The 19,718-nt window shown below is 34.6% G+C and carries 14 protein-coding genes and 2 pseudogenes; all 16 read left to right on the top strand.

What is annotated here, in order from left to right:
- Positions 1-1,563: a RagB/SusD family nutrient uptake outer membrane protein gene (locus ACKI42_RS13435; protein ID WP_407406087.1), complete on the top strand. Its 1,563-nt coding sequence runs from the start codon at positions 1-3 to the stop codon at positions 1,561-1,563.
- A gap of 18 nt (positions 1,564-1,581) precedes the next feature.
- On the top strand, positions 1,582-2,697 hold the full coding sequence (locus tag ACKI42_RS13430) for a SusE domain-containing protein (protein WP_407406086.1): 1,116 nt from the start codon (positions 1,582-1,584) through the stop codon (positions 2,695-2,697).
- A gap of 76 nt (positions 2,698-2,773) precedes the next feature.
- A complete protein-coding gene (locus ACKI42_RS13425) occupies positions 2,774-4,927 on the top strand; it encodes a glycoside hydrolase family 97 protein (protein WP_407406085.1) in 2,154 nt (717 codons plus the stop codon).
- Positions 4,928-5,253: 326 nt separating this feature from the next.
- Positions 5,254-7,116 (top strand): glycoside hydrolase family 13 protein, encoded by a 1,863-nt coding sequence (locus tag ACKI42_RS13420; protein ID WP_407406084.1) that lies wholly within the window; start codon positions 5,254-5,256, stop codon positions 7,114-7,116.
- A 45-nt stretch (positions 7,117-7,161) separates the two neighbouring features.
- Entirely contained in the window at positions 7,162-7,680 is a 519-nt protein-coding gene (locus tag ACKI42_RS13415; protein ID WP_407406083.1) for a nuclear transport factor 2 family protein, read from the top strand.
- A gap of 45 nt (positions 7,681-7,725) precedes the next feature.
- Complete coding sequence (locus ACKI42_RS13410) at positions 7,726-9,081, top strand: MFS transporter (protein ID WP_407406082.1); 1,356 nt, start codon at positions 7,726-7,728, stop codon at positions 9,079-9,081.
- A gap of 401 nt (positions 9,082-9,482) precedes the next feature.
- On the top strand, positions 9,483-10,034 hold the full coding sequence (locus tag ACKI42_RS13405) for an NADPH-dependent FMN reductase (protein WP_407406081.1): 552 nt from the start codon (positions 9,483-9,485) through the stop codon (positions 10,032-10,034).
- Positions 10,035-10,302: 268 nt separating this feature from the next.
- Entirely contained in the window at positions 10,303-11,295 is a 993-nt protein-coding gene (gene purM / locus ACKI42_RS13400) for a phosphoribosylformylglycinamidine cyclo-ligase (protein ID WP_407406080.1), read from the top strand.
- Positions 11,296-11,416: 121 nt separating this feature from the next.
- On the top strand, positions 11,417-11,989 hold the full coding sequence (gene purN, locus ACKI42_RS13395) for a phosphoribosylglycinamide formyltransferase (RefSeq protein ID WP_407406096.1): 573 nt from the start codon (positions 11,417-11,419) through the stop codon (positions 11,987-11,989).
- Between the two features lie 224 nt (positions 11,990-12,213).
- A complete protein-coding gene (gene purH, locus ACKI42_RS13390) occupies positions 12,214-13,728 on the top strand; it encodes a bifunctional phosphoribosylaminoimidazolecarboxamide formyltransferase/IMP cyclohydrolase (RefSeq protein WP_407406079.1) in 1,515 nt (504 codons plus the stop codon).
- A 168-nt stretch (positions 13,729-13,896) separates the two neighbouring features.
- Positions 13,897-15,135: a phosphoribosylamine--glycine ligase gene (gene purD, locus ACKI42_RS13385; RefSeq protein WP_407406078.1), complete on the top strand. Its 1,239-nt coding sequence runs from the start codon at positions 13,897-13,899 to the stop codon at positions 15,133-15,135.
- 262 nt (positions 15,136-15,397) lie between these two features.
- Positions 15,398-16,927, top strand: a complete 1,530-nt coding sequence (gene guaA, locus ACKI42_RS13380) for a glutamine-hydrolyzing GMP synthase (RefSeq protein ID WP_407406077.1) — start codon at positions 15,398-15,400, stop codon at positions 16,925-16,927.
- A 68-nt stretch (positions 16,928-16,995) separates the two neighbouring features.
- Positions 16,996-17,394, top strand: coding sequence for a hypothetical protein (locus tag ACKI42_RS13375; RefSeq protein ID WP_407406076.1), 399 nt, complete (start codon positions 16,996-16,998; stop codon positions 17,392-17,394).
- Between the two features lie 14 nt (positions 17,395-17,408).
- Positions 17,409-17,489 (top strand): annotated as a pseudogene (locus tag ACKI42_RS13370) (hypothetical protein); the annotation flags it as partial.
- A 173-nt stretch (positions 17,490-17,662) separates the two neighbouring features.
- Complete coding sequence (locus ACKI42_RS13365) at positions 17,663-18,238, top strand: hypothetical protein (RefSeq protein ID WP_407406075.1); 576 nt, start codon at positions 17,663-17,665, stop codon at positions 18,236-18,238.
- A 130-nt stretch (positions 18,239-18,368) separates the two neighbouring features.
- Positions 18,369-19,718 (top strand): annotated as a pseudogene (locus tag ACKI42_RS13360) (hypothetical protein); the annotation flags it as partial.

Genomic DNA, 19,718 nt, shown 5'->3' with positions numbered 1-19,718 from the left:
ATGATAAATTTCAACATAAAAGGTAAGTCAATTGCCGCAGCATTTTTAGGCTTAACGCTTACATTGACATCTTGTATAGATGATCTAAAACAAGAACCTATCACAGAAATTACGGCAGCTACTTTATATAAAGATTTCAACAATTACAAAAGCCTATTAGCAAAACTTTATGGAGGTTTAGCAGTAGGTGGACAAACTTCTGGTGATGGTCTGGGTGATATCGCAGATATTGACGGTGGTTTTTCCAATTACATGAGATTATTATACATGATGAATGTAATTACTACTGATGAGGCAGTGATTGGTTGGAATGATGGTACATTGCACGAATTTCATAAAATGATTTGGACACCTACCAATGAGTTTAATAATGCTATGTATTATAGGATATACACAGAAATAGCTTTCTGCAACGAATTCATAAAAAATACTACTGATGAAAAATTAGGCCAAAATAACATCAGTGGAACTAATTTGGCTGAGGCTAAAACTATGAGAGCAGAAGCTAGATTCCTACGTGCTCAAGCCTATTTCCATTTATTGGATATGTACGGTAATGTACCTTTTGTAGATGAATCTACTTTCGGAACGTTGCCTAAACAAATACAAAGAGCAGAATTATTTACTTATGTTGAAAATGAACTTAAAGCCTGTGCAGAAACTCTAAAAGAAGCAAAATCTAACGAATATGGTAGAGTAGATAAAGCGGCAGCTTGGAGCTTATTGGCTAGACTTTATTTGAACTCTAAAGTTTATAATAATACCGAAAGATACGCAGACGTTATAGAAAATTGTAACAAAGTAATTGCTGCTGGATATACTTTAAATAATAATTACGAAAAATTATTCTTGACGGATAATAATGTTAATAATTCAGAAAATATATTATCTGTAGTATATGATGGGGTACGTACACAAACTAACGGTGGTACTACATTTTTAGTACACGCTGCTATTGGCGGTAGTATGGCTCCAGCAAATTATGGAGTTACTGGTGGATGGGGTGGAATCCGTACTACGAAAGCTTTTGTTCAAAAGTTTGAACCTTCAGATGTAAGAGGGAATTTTTATACAGCTGGTCAAAATTTAGAAATTAATGATTTAGGTAGTTTTACAGATGGTTATGCGTTTGTGAAATATAAGAATATTAGCAGTACGGGTATAGCTGGTCAGCATGACAATTGGGTAGATACAGATTTGCCACTATACAGATTAGGTGATGTATATCTTATGTATGCTGAAGCTGTTCTTAGAGGTGGTGGAGGTAGTATGCCAACAGCTGTAGGATATATTAATGCTTTAAGAACTAGAGCAAATGCTTCTCCAGTATCTACTATTGATCTTAATTTTATTTTAGATGAAAGATCACGTGAATTATCTTGGGAGATGACAAGAAGATCAGATCTTATTCGTTTCGGAAAATTCACTTCTTCATCTTATCTATGGCCGTGGAAGGGTAATGTAAAAGATGGAGCAGCAGTAGCAGAATACAGAAATCTATTCCCTATTCCAAATAATGATCTAGTAGTGAACTTTAATTTGGTTCAAAACCCAGGATATTAATTCTAAAAATTAAATTAAATGAAAAAAATTATTAATATAATTTCTATTCTACTTGCAGGAGTTTTCATTACTTCTTGCGAAAAAGATGGAGATATTGTAACGCTTACAGAGATTAGTAAAAGTACTTTTTCTACTGATAAGGGTTCTATTGTTTTGAGTGAAATTATTTCTGAGCAAACAGCTGTTACTTTTTCTTGGGCAAAACCAACTTTTGATGTTGCCATAGTTCCGAAACAACAGATTGAATTTGGCATTAAAGGTAAAAATTTTAAAGATAGTAAAACTGTAGACATAGAAGATGGTAAAGCTAATATGGCCATTACTCATGCAACTCTAAACACTTTGATGTTCAATTTAGGAGCTAATCCAGATGCAATCAATCAAGTTGAAGCTAGGTTAAAAACGAATACGGGTTCTTCTGCCTATTACTCTAATGCAATCGATTTATCTGTCACTCCTTTTACACCAAATCCGGATCTTATTTATCCTAAAATAAATGTACCAGGAGCTTATGGAGCAGCTGCAGGCTATGATAATTGGTCACCAGCCAATACAGCCAATTTATATTCTCCAGAGAAGAACGAAAAATATAGAGGGTTTATCTATATTACAAGTATAAGCAACGAAGATTCAAAATATAAATTTACTGTCAATCAAGATTGGCCCGGTAATAAAGGTGATGATGGTACAAAAACAGGAAAATTAGTAGGAGATGGCAGCGATATCGTTGCAACAACTACAGGTACTCATTACATTAAGGTAGATTGGGTTGCCAATACCTATTCTGATGTAGTAGCAAATTTTGGAGTAATTGGTGATGCTACACCTACAGGGTGGAACTCAGATACGGATCTAGTTTATAATCCTGCTACAAAAACATATGTTATCAATTCTATTGCACTTAGTAATAATGGTGGATTCAAGTTTAGAGCTAATGATGATTGGGCTTTGAAATTTCAACCAATATCTGCTGAACAAACACTTGTTTCAGGAAAAGGCGTGATGACTTATTTTAGTGCTGAATCTACCATTACAAATGATCCTAATTATAAGGTACAGGCAGCTGGTAATTATAAAATTGAATTAGATTTGCACAATTCAGCTAATTACAAATTGACGGTGACGAAACTTTAGAATATCTCAGATTATTGAGTAAAGTGTTGCTTTACAGCAGCACTTTTTTTATTTTTTTACGTTTAAATAATATAATATGAAGAAAATGACTATCGGAGCAATATTGTTCTCCATGATGTTTGCAAATGCCAATGCACAGTCTTTGAAATCTCCAGACGGAAAATTTGAAATGAATTTTCAGTTGAAACAAGGCGTTCCTTTTTATAATTTGAAATATAACGGTGCGATTGTAGTAGAAGATTCAAAATTAGGACTAAGATTATTTAAAGATACTTCTATAAAATTTGCTTCAGAAATTGCAAAACCTGAAGATGCAAAATTTGACCTCAACAATGGTTTTACAAAAATCTCAGAAAAAAGAGATTCAAAAAACGAAACTTGGCAGCCCATATTAGGCGAAAAGAAAAACTACATCAATCATTATAATGAGATGGCAGTTACACTAGATCAGGCTTCTACAGAGAGAAGCATCATAATAAAATTTAGACTATTCAACGATGGTTTGGGTTTCAGATATGAATTTCCGCAGCAAAACAATCTCAACTATTTTATCATCCGTGAGGAGGATACAGAATTTGATTTCCCGTCGGATATGAAAGCTTGGTGGATGGTTGCCGACTACGATTCTCAAGAATACCAATATCAAGAAACAAATGTTTCCGAAATACCCGCACGTTGGGAGAAAGCTTTTGATTCTAATGCTTCTCAAACTTTAATAAAAGATGCAGTGCAATCTCCATTAATGCTAAAGAAAGAGGGCAAGCAACCATTGTATATCAATGTTGCTGAGGCTGCAGTTCTCAATTATCCCGTTTCTCATCTTGAAGTAAATACCAATGAATTTAAATTTAAAACTCATCTTACTGCAGATAGGCAAGGAGCGAAAGGATATATACAAACCCCATCGGTTACTCCGTGGAGAACAATTATCGTTTCTCCAAAAGCAGAAGTAGTGATGGATTCTAAGATGATCTTTAATCTGAACGAACCAACAAAATATAAAGATACGTCTTACATCAAACCAACAAAATATATGGGTGTATGGTGGGAAATGATAATTGGGAAATCTCAGTGGGCTTACTCTACATCTAATAATGTGCATATTGGTAAAACTGATTTTACTACACTTACACCCAATGGTAAACATGCAGCCAATAATGCAAAAGTGAAAGAATATATTGATTTTGCTGCTGAGAATGGTTTCCAAGGTCTATTGATAGAAGGATGGAATACAGGATGGGAAGATTGGTTTGGGCACTCAAAAGAGTTTGTTTTCGATTTTGTAACGCCTTATCCAGATTTTGATATCAAAATGCTGAACGATTATGCACATTCTAAAGGTTTAAATCTTATTATGCACCACGAAACTTCGGGTTCGGCAACAAACTACGAAAGATGGGCAGATAAAGCTTTTCAACTGATGAACAAATATGGATACAAATCTGTAAAAACTGGGTATGTAGGTGATATTATTCCTCGTGGGGAGCATCATTATTCTCAATGGACGATCAACCATTATTATAGAATTGCTGAGAAAGCAAACGACTACAAGATTATGGTAAACTCTCACGAGTCTATGCGTCCTACAGGAGAAAGCAGAACCTTTCCCAACTATATCTCTGCGGAGGCTGCTAGAGGTACAGAGTATGAGGCGTTTGGTGGGAATAATCCAGACCATCAGACCATATTACCATTTACGCGTTGGATGGGAGGATCTATGGACTATACTCCAGGGATTTTCCAGACCAAACTAGACTATTATTTCCCAGGCGACAAACGCTTTGTGAAAACCACTCTGGCTAAGCAATTGGCACTATATGTTACCATGTATATGCCACTTCAGATGGCAGCAGATTTGCCAGAAAACTACAAAAAACATATGGATGCATTTCAGTTCATTAAGGATGTAGCAGCAGATTGGGACGATACCAAAATTCTTTCTGCAGAACCAGGAGACTATGTGGTAACCGCTAGAAAAGCCAAAGGCACTCAAAATTGGTTTGTCGGAGGGATTACAGACGAAAACAAAAGAGATTATACCCTAGATTTTTCATTTTTGGATGCAGGCAAAAAATACGAAGCTACAATCTATGAAGATGGTAAAGATGCAGACTATATCAATAATCCGCAAAGTTACAATATCTACAAAAAGCAGATTACGAGCAAATCAAAAATCAATATGAAAATGGTAAGAAGTGGTGGTTTCGCCATCTCTATAAAGCCTATATAACTCTATCATCTAGCAAGTGAGAACGTAAGATGCAGGAATCCTCAATTTTTGGGCGCCAATTTCCATCTTCCGCTCTCACTTTTTTTTGTAGCCTACCACTTCGTTCCGGCTACAAAAAAAGAGTTCCGCTCAAGCTGGGGCGCATCATACAAGTAGCGACCAATAACGGATTTTTTCAATAAAAACCACTGTAAATTCAGTCAAAATTCAGAAAATTGGTTAGAGATTCTTATATTGTACACTTATTGCGTTTTGGCGCTCGCTTCGCTCGCGCCCAACTATTCTCAATACAGAATAATTGTGCTTTTACATTTAATAAAGATAATATGAAAAACAAATATATCGCATTCTCACTTTTGATTTCTACTTGTGTTTTTTCACAAAAAACTTTAGATAGAGTAGAGCCAGCTTTTTGGTGGAAGGGTATGAAGAACCCCGAACTTCAAATCTTAGTTTACGGAAAAGATATTGCAAACAGCAAGATTGAACTTTCAGATGGTATCACCATCACAGGCATTCAGAAAGTAGAAAATCCGAATTACGCATTTGTTACCATCAACACAGATGAGGTAAAAACTTCAAAATTTAAGATCAATATAAAGAAAGATTCTAAGATTATAGATACCTACACATACGAGCTAAAAGATAGAAAACCCAACTCGGCGAACCGTGAATCTTTTACTTCAAAAGATGTGATGTATCTCATTATGCCAGATAGGTTTGCGAATGGCGATCCAAAAAATGATTCAAGCAAAAATCTAGTCGAAAAAGCTAACCGATCTTTACCCAATGGAAGACATGGTGGCGATCTGAAAGGCATTTCAGACAATCTAGATTATCTACAAAATCTTGGGGTCACCGCATTGTGGCTTACGCCTGTAAATGAAGATAACGAAAAAGTATACTCTTATCATGGCTATGCACAAACAGATCTTTACAAAATAGACGAAAGATATGGTAGCAATGAAGATTATGTAAAACTATCGCAACAACTCAACCAAAGAAAAATGATGTTGGTAATGGATTATGTGACTAACCATTGGGGGATTTCTCATTGGATGATCAAAGATTTGCCTACCAAAGATTGGATACATAATTTCCCAGGTGGAGAAAAAGGCTTTCATCGTTCCAACTATAAAACCACCACACAGTTTGATACCAATTCTACGGAGATCGACAAAAAATATGCACTCGATGGTTGGTTTGATACTACAATGCCAGATATCAATCAGAACAATCCACTGGTACAAAAATACCTTACCCAAAATGCAATTTGGTGGATAGAGTATGCCGAATTGGGTGGTTTGCGTGTAGATACTTATCCGTATAATGATAAAGAAGCGATGGCAAAATGGGCAAAAGCTATAACCACAGAATATCCAAGATTCAATATTGTAGGCGAAGCTTGGATGTCGAATCCTGCTTTTATTTCATATTGGCAAAAAGATTCAAAAATTGGTGCTATTGATGGATACAATTCTAATCTTCCTGCCGTGATGGATTTTCCTTTGTTTGAAGAACTTCCAAAAGCATTGAGTGAAGAAGAAAGCTGGGACAAAGGAATGGTGAAAATATATAATTCTTTTGCAAGCGATTTTCTTTACCCAGATATCAATAATTTGCTTGTATTTTTCGAAAATCATGATACCCCAAGATTCAATGAGATTTTTAAAAACGATCCGAAATCATACAAATTAGCAATGTCTCTTATTTCTACGGTGCGTGGTATTCCACAGTTATATTATGGTTCAGAAGTAGGTCTTGCAGGCGACAAAGCAAAAGGTGGCGATGCAGATATCAGAAGAGATTTCCCAGGTGGTTGGGCATATGATGCTCAAAATGCATTCAATCCTGCATCTCAAACTGCAGAACAAAAAGTATATCATGATTTTACACAAAAATTACTCACTTGGAGAAAAACTAAAGACGTTATTCATTCGGGGAAGACGAAACATTATGTTCCAGAAAATGGTGTTTATGCATATTTCCGTTATAATGAAAAAGAAAGCGTAATGGTCATTCTTAATAATAGTGATAAAGAACAAAAAATAGATTTTAAAAGATTTTCAGAAAATTTAAAAGGAATTTCTAAAGGTAAAGATGTAATTTCGGGTAAGGAAATTTCAGTAAATCCAGAAGGTAACACAATAATTCCAGCAAAATCATCTTTAATTTTAGAATTAAAATAAAAAACTTGTCATTCTAAGGAATCTTTTTAAAATTAGATATAATAAATGAAAAAACATTTTTTAATTTTTATCTTCTCACTATTTGTTTTAAGCATAAATGCTCAAAATAAAAGCTCCAACGATATTGTTGAGAAGAAAAGCGTAAGCAAAATTTTAGACGATTTAAATATTTTTGCCTCCAAAGCAGATTTTAAAAATTATTTCGGCCTCTTTGCAGAAGAATCTATTTATGTAGGTACCGATGCAACCGAAATTTGGGATAAAAAAGCATTTATGCATTTTGCAAAACCTTTTTTTGACAAAGGAAAAGCATGGAATTTCACCTCTGTAAAAAGAAATATCTATATCTCTAAAGATGGTAAAATGGCTTGGTTTGATGAACTTTTAGATACCCTAATGAAAATCTGTCGAGGATCTGGAGTTTTAGAAAAAGTAGGAAAAACTTGGAAAATAAAACAATATGTTCTCTCTATGACGGTTCAAAATGAGGTAACAAAAGAAGTTGTACAATCAAAATCTGACATAGAAACGTTATATCTCGAAACATTAAAAAAAGAAAAATAAAAGATATTTCATACTCTGATATTATAAAAAATCATACATTAAAAAATGGCAAATAAAACAAAACCAAATCTTTCCATGGCCCAAATTATCAATATGAGCATGGGTTTTTTAGGGATACAAATGGCATTTGGCTTACAAAACGGAAACGCTAGTAGAATACTCGCCAATTTTGGTGCAGACGTTCATCAGCTATCTTGGTTTTGGCTTGTTGCACCTATCACGGGACTTATCGTACAGCCAATTATTGGGCATATGAGCGATAACACCTGGAACTTTTTAGGAAGAAGAAAACCATACTTTTTATTAGGTGCAGTTTTGTGTGCTATCGGTTTGGTCGCATTACCCAACGCTGCATCAGCAACCACAATGCTGGCTGCAAGTGTTTTGGTTTTAGCAGTTATATTTCTAGCAATGATGGATGCTTCTATTAATATTGCTATGGAGCCTTTTAGGGCTTTGGTGGGCGATATGCTTCCAAAACATCAAGGCACAATTGGTTTTTCTGTACAAACTATTATTATCGGTGTTGGTGCTGTAATTGGTTCAGAAATGCCAAATTGGTTAACGAAATTAGGCGTTTCTAATATTGCCGAAAAAGGATTTGTTGCCGACAACGTGATTTACGCATTTTACATTGGTGCTGCTGTTTTAATTGCTACTATTTTATATACCATAATTTCTACCAAAGAATATTCTCCTCAAGAATTTGCCGATTTTGCAAGCGATGATGCAGAACAAGAAAAGTCGAAATTCTCAGATATGTTTTCAGATTTTGCCAAATTGCCTGTACTGATGAAAAAACTGGGCGTTGTTCAATTTTTCTCATGGTTTGCATTATTTACAATGTGGGTTTTCACCACCAATGCTTTGGCAACACATCATTTTGGTTTATCACCAGAAGATACTCACTCTCCAGAATTCAACAAAGCAGGAGATCTTACAGGGCATTTATTTGGCTTGTACAATCTATTTGCAATTCCATTTGCATTTCTTCTAACACCAATAGCAAAAGCAATTGGGAAAAAACAAACCCACGCTCTTGCATTATTATCTGGAGGTTTCGGACTTATTTCCATGTATTTTATTAAAGATACTTCTATGCTTTGGATTTCTATGCTAGGCTTAGGTTTTGCATGGGCAAGTATTTTGGCAATGCCGTATGCAATGCTTATTAACGCCATTCCGCAAAGAAAAATGGGAGTTTATATGGGTATTTTCAATTTTTTCATTGTAATACCACAAATCATCAATGGTATTTTCGGAGGTCCAATAGTTAGCAAATATTTTGACAAAATGGCAATAGACTATGTAGTTGTAGGCGGTATTTGTATGCTTATAGCATCCGCAGCAACAATGTTGTTAATTAAAAAAGAAGAAATAAAAACATTACAAGAAATGTAGTGATATCTTTTTTTAGGCAACTTTTCCGCCTTCCGCTCCCAATCTTTATTTTCGAAGCGCACTGAAATAAAGGATTTCCGCTCAAGTCGGGTTGCATCTCACACAACCCCATTCTGAGGTCAATTAGAAATAGTCAACCTTATATTGCGATTGAATACTTTTTATATTTTGTATTTGAGTAATTTAAAGATAAGAAGTCAGATTAAAAATTAGTAAAAAAGTTGAGGATGCTATTTTCTTATCCTAGATCAACCTTTTGCAAATGATTAAGATATAAATTTGTCTCAGATATAAACCAACCAGTGGAGGAGCAATTCAGCAATAATTTGTGGTGCATCTTGGCTAATCTGTTGGATGAATACACTAAATTTGGATATTAATTTAAATATAAAAAATAAACTATGAAAGTTTTAGCAATTGCTGGAAGCAATTCCGATGTTTCTATCAATAAACAATTGGTAACTTATGCGTCATCACTAATAGAAAATGCAGAAGTAGAAATTGTAGACATGAATGATTTCGAAATGCCAATATACAAGCATCAGATAGAAGTAGAAAGCGGAGTTCCACAGGCTGCACACGATTTTGCTAGCATGATCGATCAATCAGATTTACTTATCATATCGTTAGGAGAACATAATGGTACTTATTCTGCGGCATTTAAAAATGTTTTCGATTGGACTTCAAGAATAAAAGATAGAGCAGTTTATAATAATATCCCAATGTTCTTGATGTCTACATCGCCTGGTGGTAGAGGTGGACTAGGAGTTTTGGAGGCAGCTACAAAGCGTTTTCCGTTACACGGTGGTAATATTGTAGAAACATTTTCTCTTCCGTTCTTCGGAGATAATTTTGATAAAGAAAACCAGAAGATATCTAACGACGAGAAAGATAATGAGTTACGAGAAAAAATAAGCAAGATTTCTGATCTTGAGGCAATCTTAGCAAAATAGAATTGCATATTAATTTAAAATTACTATTTTTGCAAAAAGAATAAAGATGAAGCTTCACTCCACTTCCCAAAAACGTTTTTCAAAAAAGGGCAAAACTGTGGGCACTGAAAATTTCAGATAACATATGGCCGACAATCTACAAGATTGTCGGCTTTTTTATTTTCTTTTTTTAGAAGGTAAAAACTTATAAAAAGAATACTGAGGATAGACCAGTGGGATGAAAATCTAAAGTCTAAAATCTAGCATATAAAAAAAATCTAAATATAACATGAGCAACACTTACAAATCTGCAGGAGTAGACAAAGAAGAAGGTTACAAAACCGTGGATAAGATCAAAAAAGCGGTGGGCGAAACTCACAACGCAAATGTGCTAAATCATTTGGGAAGTTTTGGGGCATTTTATGAAATTGGAGGATACAAAAATCCTGTATTAGTTTCTGGTACGGACGGTGTGGGTACCAAACTTAAAGTAGCTTTAGATTCAAAAAAATATGATTCAATTGGTGTAGACTGTTTCGCAATGTGTGCCAATGATATTCTTTGTCATGGCGCAAAACCATTATTCTTCTTAGATTATTTGGCTTGTGGCAAATTAGATTCAGAAATTGCTGCAGAGATCGTATTAGGTATGGTAGCTGCTTGTAAAGATAACAACTGTGCATTGATAGGTGGAGAAACTGCTGAGATGCCAGGTATGTACAAGCCTGGTGACTATGATGTAGCTGGCTTCTGTGTAGGTATCGTAGAGAAAGATCAAATCATCGATGGCACAAAAATCAAACCTGGAGACAAAATTATTGCATTGCCAAGTTCTGGTTTTCACTCCAACGGATTTTCATTAGTAAGAAAAGTATTCCCGAATTTCGAGGAAGAGTTTGAAGGAAAACCATTATACGAAACCCTTTTAGTACCTACAAGATTGTACTACAAAGACATCCACAAAGTAATAGAAGAAGTACAAGTTGCAGGTATTGCAAACATCACAGGTGGTGGTTTGTACGAGAATATTCCTAGAATCATCGGAGACGGACTTTGTGCTACAATTGATGCTTCAAAAATTCAGATTCCTAGCGTAATGTTAGAGTTAGAAAAAAGAGGTGGTGTAGCGCGCGAAGAGATGTTCGGTACTTTCAATATGGGAGTGGGGATGATCGTGGTGGTAGATGCTAGCCGTGCCGAAAAAGTGCTTCATCTTCTAGATGATGCCTACGAAATTGGAGAAATTACCGAAGGCGCAGAAAAAATAGAGCTGAATTTTTAGAAGCTTTTTCCCGCTTTCCGCTGTATCTTTTTATAATAGCTTCGGCTCCGGCTCTGCCGTTGTAAAAAGGATGCCGCTACAATCGGGGCTAGAGCAAATACAGCAAAGTAATATTTTATTAATGAAGAAAATAGTTATTTTAGTTTCAGGTTCGGGTTCTAATCTCCAAAGGATTATAGATACTTGCCAAAGCGGAGAAATCCAAAATGCAAAAGTATCTTTAGTTGTTGCCGATAGAGAATGTTACGGGTTGGTAAGAGCAGCGAAACATCATATAAAATCAGAATTGATTCCAAAAGGAAAAAATTTCAGTTCAGAATTAGCTCAGATTATTCCAGAAGATACAGATCTTATAGTTTTAGCAGGGTTTTTATCCATTCTAAAACCAGAGTTTTGCGAACAATGGAAAGGCAAAATCATCAATATCCATCCAGCTTTACTTCCCAAATTTGGGGGCAAAGGAATGTGGGGAATGCATGTACACCATGCGGTGATTGAAGCTAAAGAGAAAGAAAGCGGTGCTACAGTACATTACGTTACTTCTGGCATCGATGAAGGCGAAATCATCCTTCAGGAAGGCTTTGCCATAGACGATACGGACACAGCAGAATCCATAGCAGAGAAGATTCATCTTGTAGAATTTGAAATTTTCCCGAAAGCCATCAATAAGATTCTCAACAGCCATGCAATATAAAAGTAACTTACAATAAATTAATTTTAACTGCATTGTTTATAAAAAAGACCATTTAGATTGAAAAATTATTTCGAAAAAATTGAAAGATCTAAATAAATGAAAAGTAATTCCGGAGGTGAAAGAACCGGGATACAGTTTGAAATAACTGTAAAAAGTAAAAAGTGAAGTAAAAAGTGAATGGAGGCCGCAACTGCGGTTTTCATTAAAAAAAAACGAAAAAATCTATGAGTAAGAGAGTTTTGATCAGTGTTTCTGACAAAAGCGGATTAACGGAATTCGCGCAGTTTTTGGAAGCCCAAAATTATGAGTTGATTTCTACTGGAGGAACATTCAAGCATTTGAAAGATGCTGGGTTAAATCCTATCCAAATCGATGAGGTGACCGATTTTCCAGAGATGCTAGATGGTAGAGTGAAAACTCTTCACCCAAAAGTACACGGTGGACTATTAGCTGTACGTTCCAACGAGGAACACATGAAAACTGTACAAGAGCACAATATTGGTCTGATTGATATGGTAATTGTAAATCTTTATCCTTTTTTCGAGAATGTGAACAAAGATATTCCGTTACACGAAAAGGTAGAATTTATTGACATCGGTGGTCCTTCTATGCTACGTTCTGCTGCCAAAAACTTCGATTCTGTAACAGTAATTACAGATGCAGAAGACTACAAAAAAGTGCAAGCAGAGATGGAAGCTAATGGAGATACTCAACTTGAAACTCGAAAAAAATTAGCAGGAAAAGTATTCAATCTTACTTCCGCATATGATGCAGCCATCTCTAGGATGTTGCTAGACGAGGATTATCCTACTTACCTTAGTGCTTCTTACAAAAAAGTAGCAGACCTAAGATACGGAGAAAACCCTCATCAATCAGCTGCTTATTATGCATCTACATTCGAAAATGGTGCAATGAAGGATTTCCAACAATTGGGTGGGAAAGAACTTTCATTCAATAATCTTCGCGATATGGATCTTTGTTGGAAAGTGGTTACAGAATTCAAAGAAGAAATGGCTTGTTGTGCAGTGAAACATTCTACACCTTGTGGAGTAGCTATCGGTACTACAGCATTAGAAACGTATGCAAAAACGTTCGAGTGCGACCCAATTTCTATCTTCGGAGGCATTGTTGCAATGAACTATACTATTGATGCAGCAACTGCAAAAGAATTGAACAAAACTTTCTTGGAAATTGTAATGGCTCCAGAATTTGACGAAGCTGCATTAGAAATTTTAAGAAAAAAGAAAAACCTAAGAATCATCAAAATCGTAAACCCTGTATCAGACAAGCAAACTTGGGTAAAAGTAGATGGTGGTATCTTGGTACAAGATAACGATTCTATTTTCTCCGAAGATATAAAAGTGGTTACCGAAACTCAGCCTACAGAGGCACAAAAGAAAGCATTATTATTCTCTCAGAGAGTAGTGAAATATGTAAAATCCAATGCTATCGTAGTGTCTAACGGTGTACAAGCTTTCGGTATTGGAGGTGGACAAGTAAACAGAATCTGGGCTACAAAACAAGCTATTGAAAGAGCAAAAGAAAAATTCTCTGGAGATTTGGTATTGGCATCAGACGCATTTTTTCCTTTCCGTGATGTGGTAGATTTTTGCTCTCAAGAAGGTATTACAGCAATCATCCAACCAGGAGGAAGTATGAAAGACCAAGAAAGTATAGATGCTGCCAACGAACACAAAATTCCAATGATGTTCACAGGGATAAGACATTTCTTTCACTAATATATAACGGAAAAGTGTTATGCTTATTACATTTTTGGGTAAGCATGTCGTTTTTCTATTTATTATATAAAAAAAACTTTTAATCAGAAAATTGTTATATTGAGATTGTATTTATAGCATTCAAAATTATATATTTGTAAATAATAGACTAGATAATTAAATAAAAGTATGAGAATATTAATCATAGGTGAAGGCGGAAGAGAGTCTGCATTGGCAGCTCAACTAACTAAAGATGCTAGAGTTACTAAAATGTTTTTTGCTAACGGTAATGCTTCTACAGATAAATACGGACAAAACGTGAATCTGTCGGCTATTACAGAGCTTAGAGATTTTGCAATAAAAGAAAAAGTAGATCTTACTATCGTAGGTCCAGAAGCTCCATTGGTAGCAGGATTGAGAGATGAGTTCAAGAAACACGATCTTAAAGTTTTTGGTCCAGACCAAAAAGTAGCAAGTCTTGAAGGAAGTAAAGCTTTCTCTAAGAAATTTATGCAAACCTATGATATAAAAACGGCTAAAGCAGTTGTTTTTGATTCTTATGAAGATGCTAAAGCGTATATCCAAACTCAAGAATATCCATTAGTAGTGAAGGCGAGTGGTCTTGCAGGTGGTAAAGGTGTTGTAATCTGCGAAACTTTAGAAGAAGCAGAAGCTACAATCCACGACTTTATGATCCGTAGAATCTATGGTGATGCAGGAATTCGTTTGGTTATCGAAGAATTTTTACAAGGTTTTGAAGCGTCTATCATCGCTTTCTCTAACGGTGAAAATCTTTTCCCTTGTATTTCTGTTAAAGATTACAAAAAAGCAGGTAACGGAGATGCTGGTCCCAACACAGGTGGTATGGGATCTGTAGCGCCAAGCCCCGAATTTACCGAGGAGCATTACGCAGATTTCGAGGAAAATATCCTTAAAACTACAATCAAAGGATTGAAAGCGGAAGGTTTCAGTTTCAAAGGGATTATCTTCTTCGGATTGATGATTACTAAAAACGGAACGTACTTACTAGAATACAATATGAGATTCGGAGATCCAGAAACTCAAGTACTGATGGCATTGATGGAAAACAAAATCCTAGACGTTATCAACGATTGTATGAATGGTAAAAACATCGAACTTAAATTTAAAGACGAAAAAGCAGTTTGTCTAGTAATGTGTTCAGGTGGTTATCCTAGAAATATGGAACTTGGTTTCGAGATTGTAGGTGAAGAGAAAGTAAAACACAGTCAATTACTATACGCTGGCGCTGTAAAAAGTGGCGACAAAATAGTATCTAACGGCGGTAGAGTGCTCAACATCATTGCCACAGGCGCTACCTACGACGAAGCTCGTAAGAAAGTGTACGAAGACGCATCTCATGTACATTTCGATTATAGTTTCTACAGAGAAGATATCGGAAAATTTTAATATACTGCTCCGATCTTTCGGGGCATTTTTTTTAGAAGCCGAGAACCTGCTGTACGCTATATCTTTTTATGATGGCTTCGGCTCCGCTCAGCCATCATAAAAAGGATGCCGCTTCCATCAGGGCTAATAATGTTCTGCTACATTACAAGAGCAGTCTCGATAGAAAACCATCGATTAGTTCATACTAAAAATAGGTTTCAAAAAGGCAAATAATATCATCACTTCGGGCTAAACCCAGAAGAAATAAATTAGTAATTACAAAATGAACAACGGTATCATTATATTAGATTTCGGATCGCAGTATAACCAACTCATCGGAAGAAGAATCCGTGAAATGGGCGTGTACTCTGAAATCTTACCATTCAATACACCTTTAGAAACAATTTTAGAAAAACAACCAAAAGGAATTATTCTTTCTGGTGGTCCAAGTTCTGTAAACTCAGAAAATGCACACCTTGTAGATGTTGCATTGTACGACCAAGGGATCCCTGTTTTGGGTATTTGCTATGGGATGCAGCTTACTGCTCATCTTTTGGGCGGTAAAGTAGATAAAGGGGAAAAAGGAGAATACGGTAAAGCTCATTTAGAAATCATCAAAGAGAGTTCTTTATTAAAAGGAGTTTCTCAGAACTCTGTAGTTTGGATGAGCCATTTCGACGAAGTGGCAACAATGCCTGCGGGTTTTGATCTTAATGCTAAATCTGGCGTTATAGCTTCTATGTCTTACGAAGACAAGAAAATATACTGTGTACAGTTTCACCCAGAAGTATCGCATACTGAGGAAGGAGCAAAAATGCTAGAGAATTTTGTTTTCCCAATTTGTAACGCTGAGAAAAATTGGAAACTAACCAACTATATCGACAAAACTGTTGCTGAGATTAAGGAAAGAGTTGGAGATCAAAAAGTGATCTTAGGTCTTTCTGGTGGTGTAGACTCTTCTGTAGCTGCGGTACTTATCCATAAAGCAATTGGAGATCAATTACATTGTATTTTCGTTGATACAGGACTTTTGCGTAAAGACGAAGATGTAAAAGTAATGAAAAACTATGGCGAAAGCTTCAATATGAACATCAAATTAGTAGATGCATCTGAAAGATTTTTGTCTAAATTGGCTGGGGTAGACGATCCAGAAACAAAGAGAAAAATTATCGGAAACGAGTTTATTCACGTTTTTGATGAAGAGTCTCACAAAATAGAAGGCGCTAAATTCTTGGCTCAAGGTACAATCTATCCAGATGTTATCGAAAGTCAGTCGGTAAATGGTCCTTCAGCTGTGATAAAATCTCACCATAATGTGGGAGGACTTCCAGAAGAAATGGACTTTGAATTGCTAGAGCCTTTAAGAGAATTATTTAAAGACGAAGTGAGAAGAGTAGGTGAGGAATTGGGTATTCCATCTCACTTGGTACACAGACACCCTTTCCCTGGTCCAGGATTAGGAATCAGAATTTTGGGTGCTGTAGATGAAGAAAAAGTAAGAATCTTGCAAGAGGCAGACGATATCTTCATCGAAGAATTGTACAAAAATGATCTTTATGATAAAGTATCTCAAGCATTTGTAGTTTTACTTCCTGTAAAATCTGTAGGTGTAATGGGTGACGAAAGAACTTATGAGTATACAGCTATAGTTCGTTCTGCAAATACAATCGACTTTATGACTGCAACTTGGAGCAGACTGCCTTACGAATTTTTGGATACTGTTTCTAGTAGAATTATCAACGAAGTAAAAGGTATTAATAGAGTAGCATACGATATCTCTAGCAAACCACCAGCAACGATAGAATGGGAATAATTTACTATTTTTTATAAAAATTTTTAATCTTATTGTTAAAAGTTTATATTTGATGCATAAAATTTTATATGAAAATATTTTTAATTCCGATATTACTATTACTAAGTTTTTTTTGTAAATCGCAAGATACACAACAAAAATATCATTTTAAATATGTCTATTACATTATTACGAATAACGAAACGAAAGAAAAAAGGGAAATTCCAACTGGTAAAGATGCTGATGTAATATATGATACTTTTTTTAAAAGTTATAAAACAGTTTGGACAGATAATGAAAATATTCGAGCAGGTACATCATTTATTTATTTAAAAAATGAGGGTGAAATGGATTTAGTAAGGGATGATACTAAAACACAATATTTAGTTTGGAACCTTATGACGGCAAAAGACAAACTTTTTATTATATTTAAGGAACCAAGAGATAATCATATGGTTATGATTCTTTTTACTAATCAAATTTTATAAAAAATCAAATTTTAATTATCAACGAAGTAAAAGGTATTAATAGAGTAGCATATGATATCTCTAGCAAACCACCAGCAACCATAGAATGGGAATAATTTCCTATTTTAATATTATAATTACAGAAAACCGAAGCATTAATTTGATTCGGTTTTTTTATTCTAAGATTACAATATTTTATGGAATGAAATAAACTATAATCTTGTGTATGATTAAATAATTTGTCTACAATTTGAGAAATTGGCTAAATTTGAAAATTATTAAAAACACAATGTCGGAAATTCAGCTATCAAAAAAGGAAATACAAGATCGGCTCAACAATCTTAAAATAAAACCTCAGGGTCTGAAGCCTAGAAAATATGGAGTTTCCATCAAGTTTTTCAATGATAATTTACCTATTCCAGATAAAAGAGTGGATTATATAGCAACTGCCCAGCTCAATTTTAACAATGGAATTGGAGAATTAGAGATCAGTAAAGAGAGTATCTATTTTAATCAACATGAGCCAGATTTTATCAATGAAATAATTGCAAATTCTATTTCAAAATCAATTTATCCTCTGAAAGTTGAATTGAATGAAAAAGGTCTCACTCCAAACGAAATATTAAATTATAAAAAAGTTTTGGAACGATGGAAATCTGAAAAAAAGAAGATTTCTGAAAAGTATCAAAGCGAGATATTATATGATTTTTTTACTGTTGTAGATTCTAAATTTGAAAATAAAAAACAAATAGAAAATAGTTTGTTTAACGATTGGTTTTGGAATTTATTTTATCATAAAAAATTTATCAATTACGGAGATTATAGACTCAAAGACGTGGATTTATATTTATCTGTAATTCCTTAATAAAGTCCATTAAGGTTTTCTGGTACTCAAAAAATTGAAAAAATACCTACCGACTATCATTCTTTTATTATAGAATTTCAGAGTATAGAACAATCTGCACCCAATTATTTTATTCCAAAAAATTACCAAGGTGATTATTTATGACTTCTTTTTTCAAAGGTTAGAAAAAGCCAAACAAGAAAGTATTACAGAAAATCTATGGGGTTCATTAAGTGGCGGAACTGAAAATATAAGCAAGTATGCACTTGGAAACAAGTATAAATTAGGAAAAAGTTTGATTTTCAAGCCATCAGAATACAGTTATTATTATGGTTTCAAACAAAGAATTGAGCTTTTCAGTAAAAATCCAGGTACTGGTTTTTATTTTTACATTGTTCCAGTTACAACTTCAAATATAGCATATGCTTATTTTCATAAAAGTGAAGAAGTAAGACATTATGGGGATTCTATGAATCTTGAAATCATGCTACATGGCTATAACTTGGAGGAAAAGAACAAATATAAAGGGAAGCTCTACTTATTGGAAGAAGAAATAGCAAAAGGTCTTACCGAAACTGATGATTTTGAGGATAAAAATTTATGGGAAAAACCTAAGGTTTTTTCTATTTCGCAGTCTAGTACAGACAGCAGTAATCATAATACATATTACAAAACTTCATTTCCAATAGATGTTGAATGGAAGAAAGACCAAACTTCAAAGAAAAACTTTACAATAGTTTTAGAAATTTATAAAGTTTGGGAAGAGCTAGGAATGGTATATGGAACAAACTCGAAAGAAGAAAGAGTAAATTATAGAAATTTTGCTGATGAACCTACAGATGATTTAGTAGAATATGACTCTGAAGTTCTAGGTTTGAAAGATATTGATGATAAAAAATCTATTTCTAGTAGATTTATTGTTTCCGAAGAATTGATGGATCATTATCTTACTCGTATTGAGCAAGAAAAAAATAATATGATACAGTACATTGGAGATATAAAATATACTAAAAAAGAGTTCGATCCATGTGGGTATTCTAAAATTACTATTCAAGATAAAGAAGACAAAGAAAGAGATCCATTAGTTATTTTTGATGAAACAAAACCTGCGGGTGGAATCGATAAAACAGTTCATATATTTGCCATTATTGCGGGAGACGAAAGAAAAGATATTACTATTACACTTGATGGCTTACAAACCAAAAATCAATTTTGCCAAGGTTTGTTATTAGATGCTGGACAAAAACACACCCAGCATAAAAATGTATTTCAAGTAGATAAAGTGTATTCTGCTTTTCATGATGGCAAAGCTTATCCTACTTATTCTGACGATGACCACCAACATCAGCAAAAAGAAGCAGGAATTGCCACAACAGAAGCAAATAAACATGATACTGATGTAAGAAAATCTGATAAAGCGGCATCAAATCCTTCTGCTGCACAACAATGGAAAGATGGTGTAGATTATAAAATTGTAAGCGATAAAGAAATTACTTTAAAG

It is taken from the genome of Chryseobacterium sp., from assembly GCF_045629545.1.
Lineage (GTDB): Bacteria > Bacteroidota > Bacteroidia > Flavobacteriales > Weeksellaceae > Chryseobacterium.
The sequence above is the reverse complement of the archived record's forward strand: the minus strand, read 5'-3'. Positions and strand labels throughout refer to the sequence as shown.

Coding starts and splice junctions, on each gene's coding strand:
- purN (WP_407406096.1), top strand. CDS start 11,417: ATGAAGAAAATAGTTATTTTAGTTTCAGGTTCGGGTTCTAATCTCCAA.
- guaA (WP_407406077.1), top strand. CDS start 15,398: ATGAACAACGGTATCATTATATTAGATTTCGGATCGCAGTATAACCAA.
- ACKI42_RS13435 (WP_407406087.1), top strand. CDS start 1: ATGATAAATTTCAACATAAAAGGTAAGTCAATTGCCGCAGCATTTTTA.
- purH (WP_407406079.1), top strand. CDS start 12,214: ATGAGTAAGAGAGTTTTGATCAGTGTTTCTGACAAAAGCGGATTAACG.
- ACKI42_RS13405 (WP_407406081.1), top strand. CDS start 9,483: ATGAAAGTTTTAGCAATTGCTGGAAGCAATTCCGATGTTTCTATCAAT.
- ACKI42_RS13415 (WP_407406083.1), top strand. CDS start 7,162: ATGAAAAAACATTTTTTAATTTTTATCTTCTCACTATTTGTTTTAAGC.
- purM (WP_407406080.1), top strand. CDS start 10,303: ATGAGCAACACTTACAAATCTGCAGGAGTAGACAAAGAAGAAGGTTAC.
- ACKI42_RS13430 (WP_407406086.1), top strand. CDS start 1,582: ATGAAAAAAATTATTAATATAATTTCTATTCTACTTGCAGGAGTTTTC.
- ACKI42_RS13420 (WP_407406084.1), top strand. CDS start 5,254: ATGAAAAACAAATATATCGCATTCTCACTTTTGATTTCTACTTGTGTT.
- ACKI42_RS13425 (WP_407406085.1), top strand. CDS start 2,774: ATGAAGAAAATGACTATCGGAGCAATATTGTTCTCCATGATGTTTGCA.
- ACKI42_RS13410 (WP_407406082.1), top strand. CDS start 7,726: ATGGCAAATAAAACAAAACCAAATCTTTCCATGGCCCAAATTATCAAT.
- purD (WP_407406078.1), top strand. CDS start 13,897: ATGAGAATATTAATCATAGGTGAAGGCGGAAGAGAGTCTGCATTGGCA.
- ACKI42_RS13365 (WP_407406075.1), top strand. CDS start 17,663: ATGTCGGAAATTCAGCTATCAAAAAAGGAAATACAAGATCGGCTCAAC.
- ACKI42_RS13375 (WP_407406076.1), top strand. CDS start 16,996: ATGAAAATATTTTTAATTCCGATATTACTATTACTAAGTTTTTTTTGT.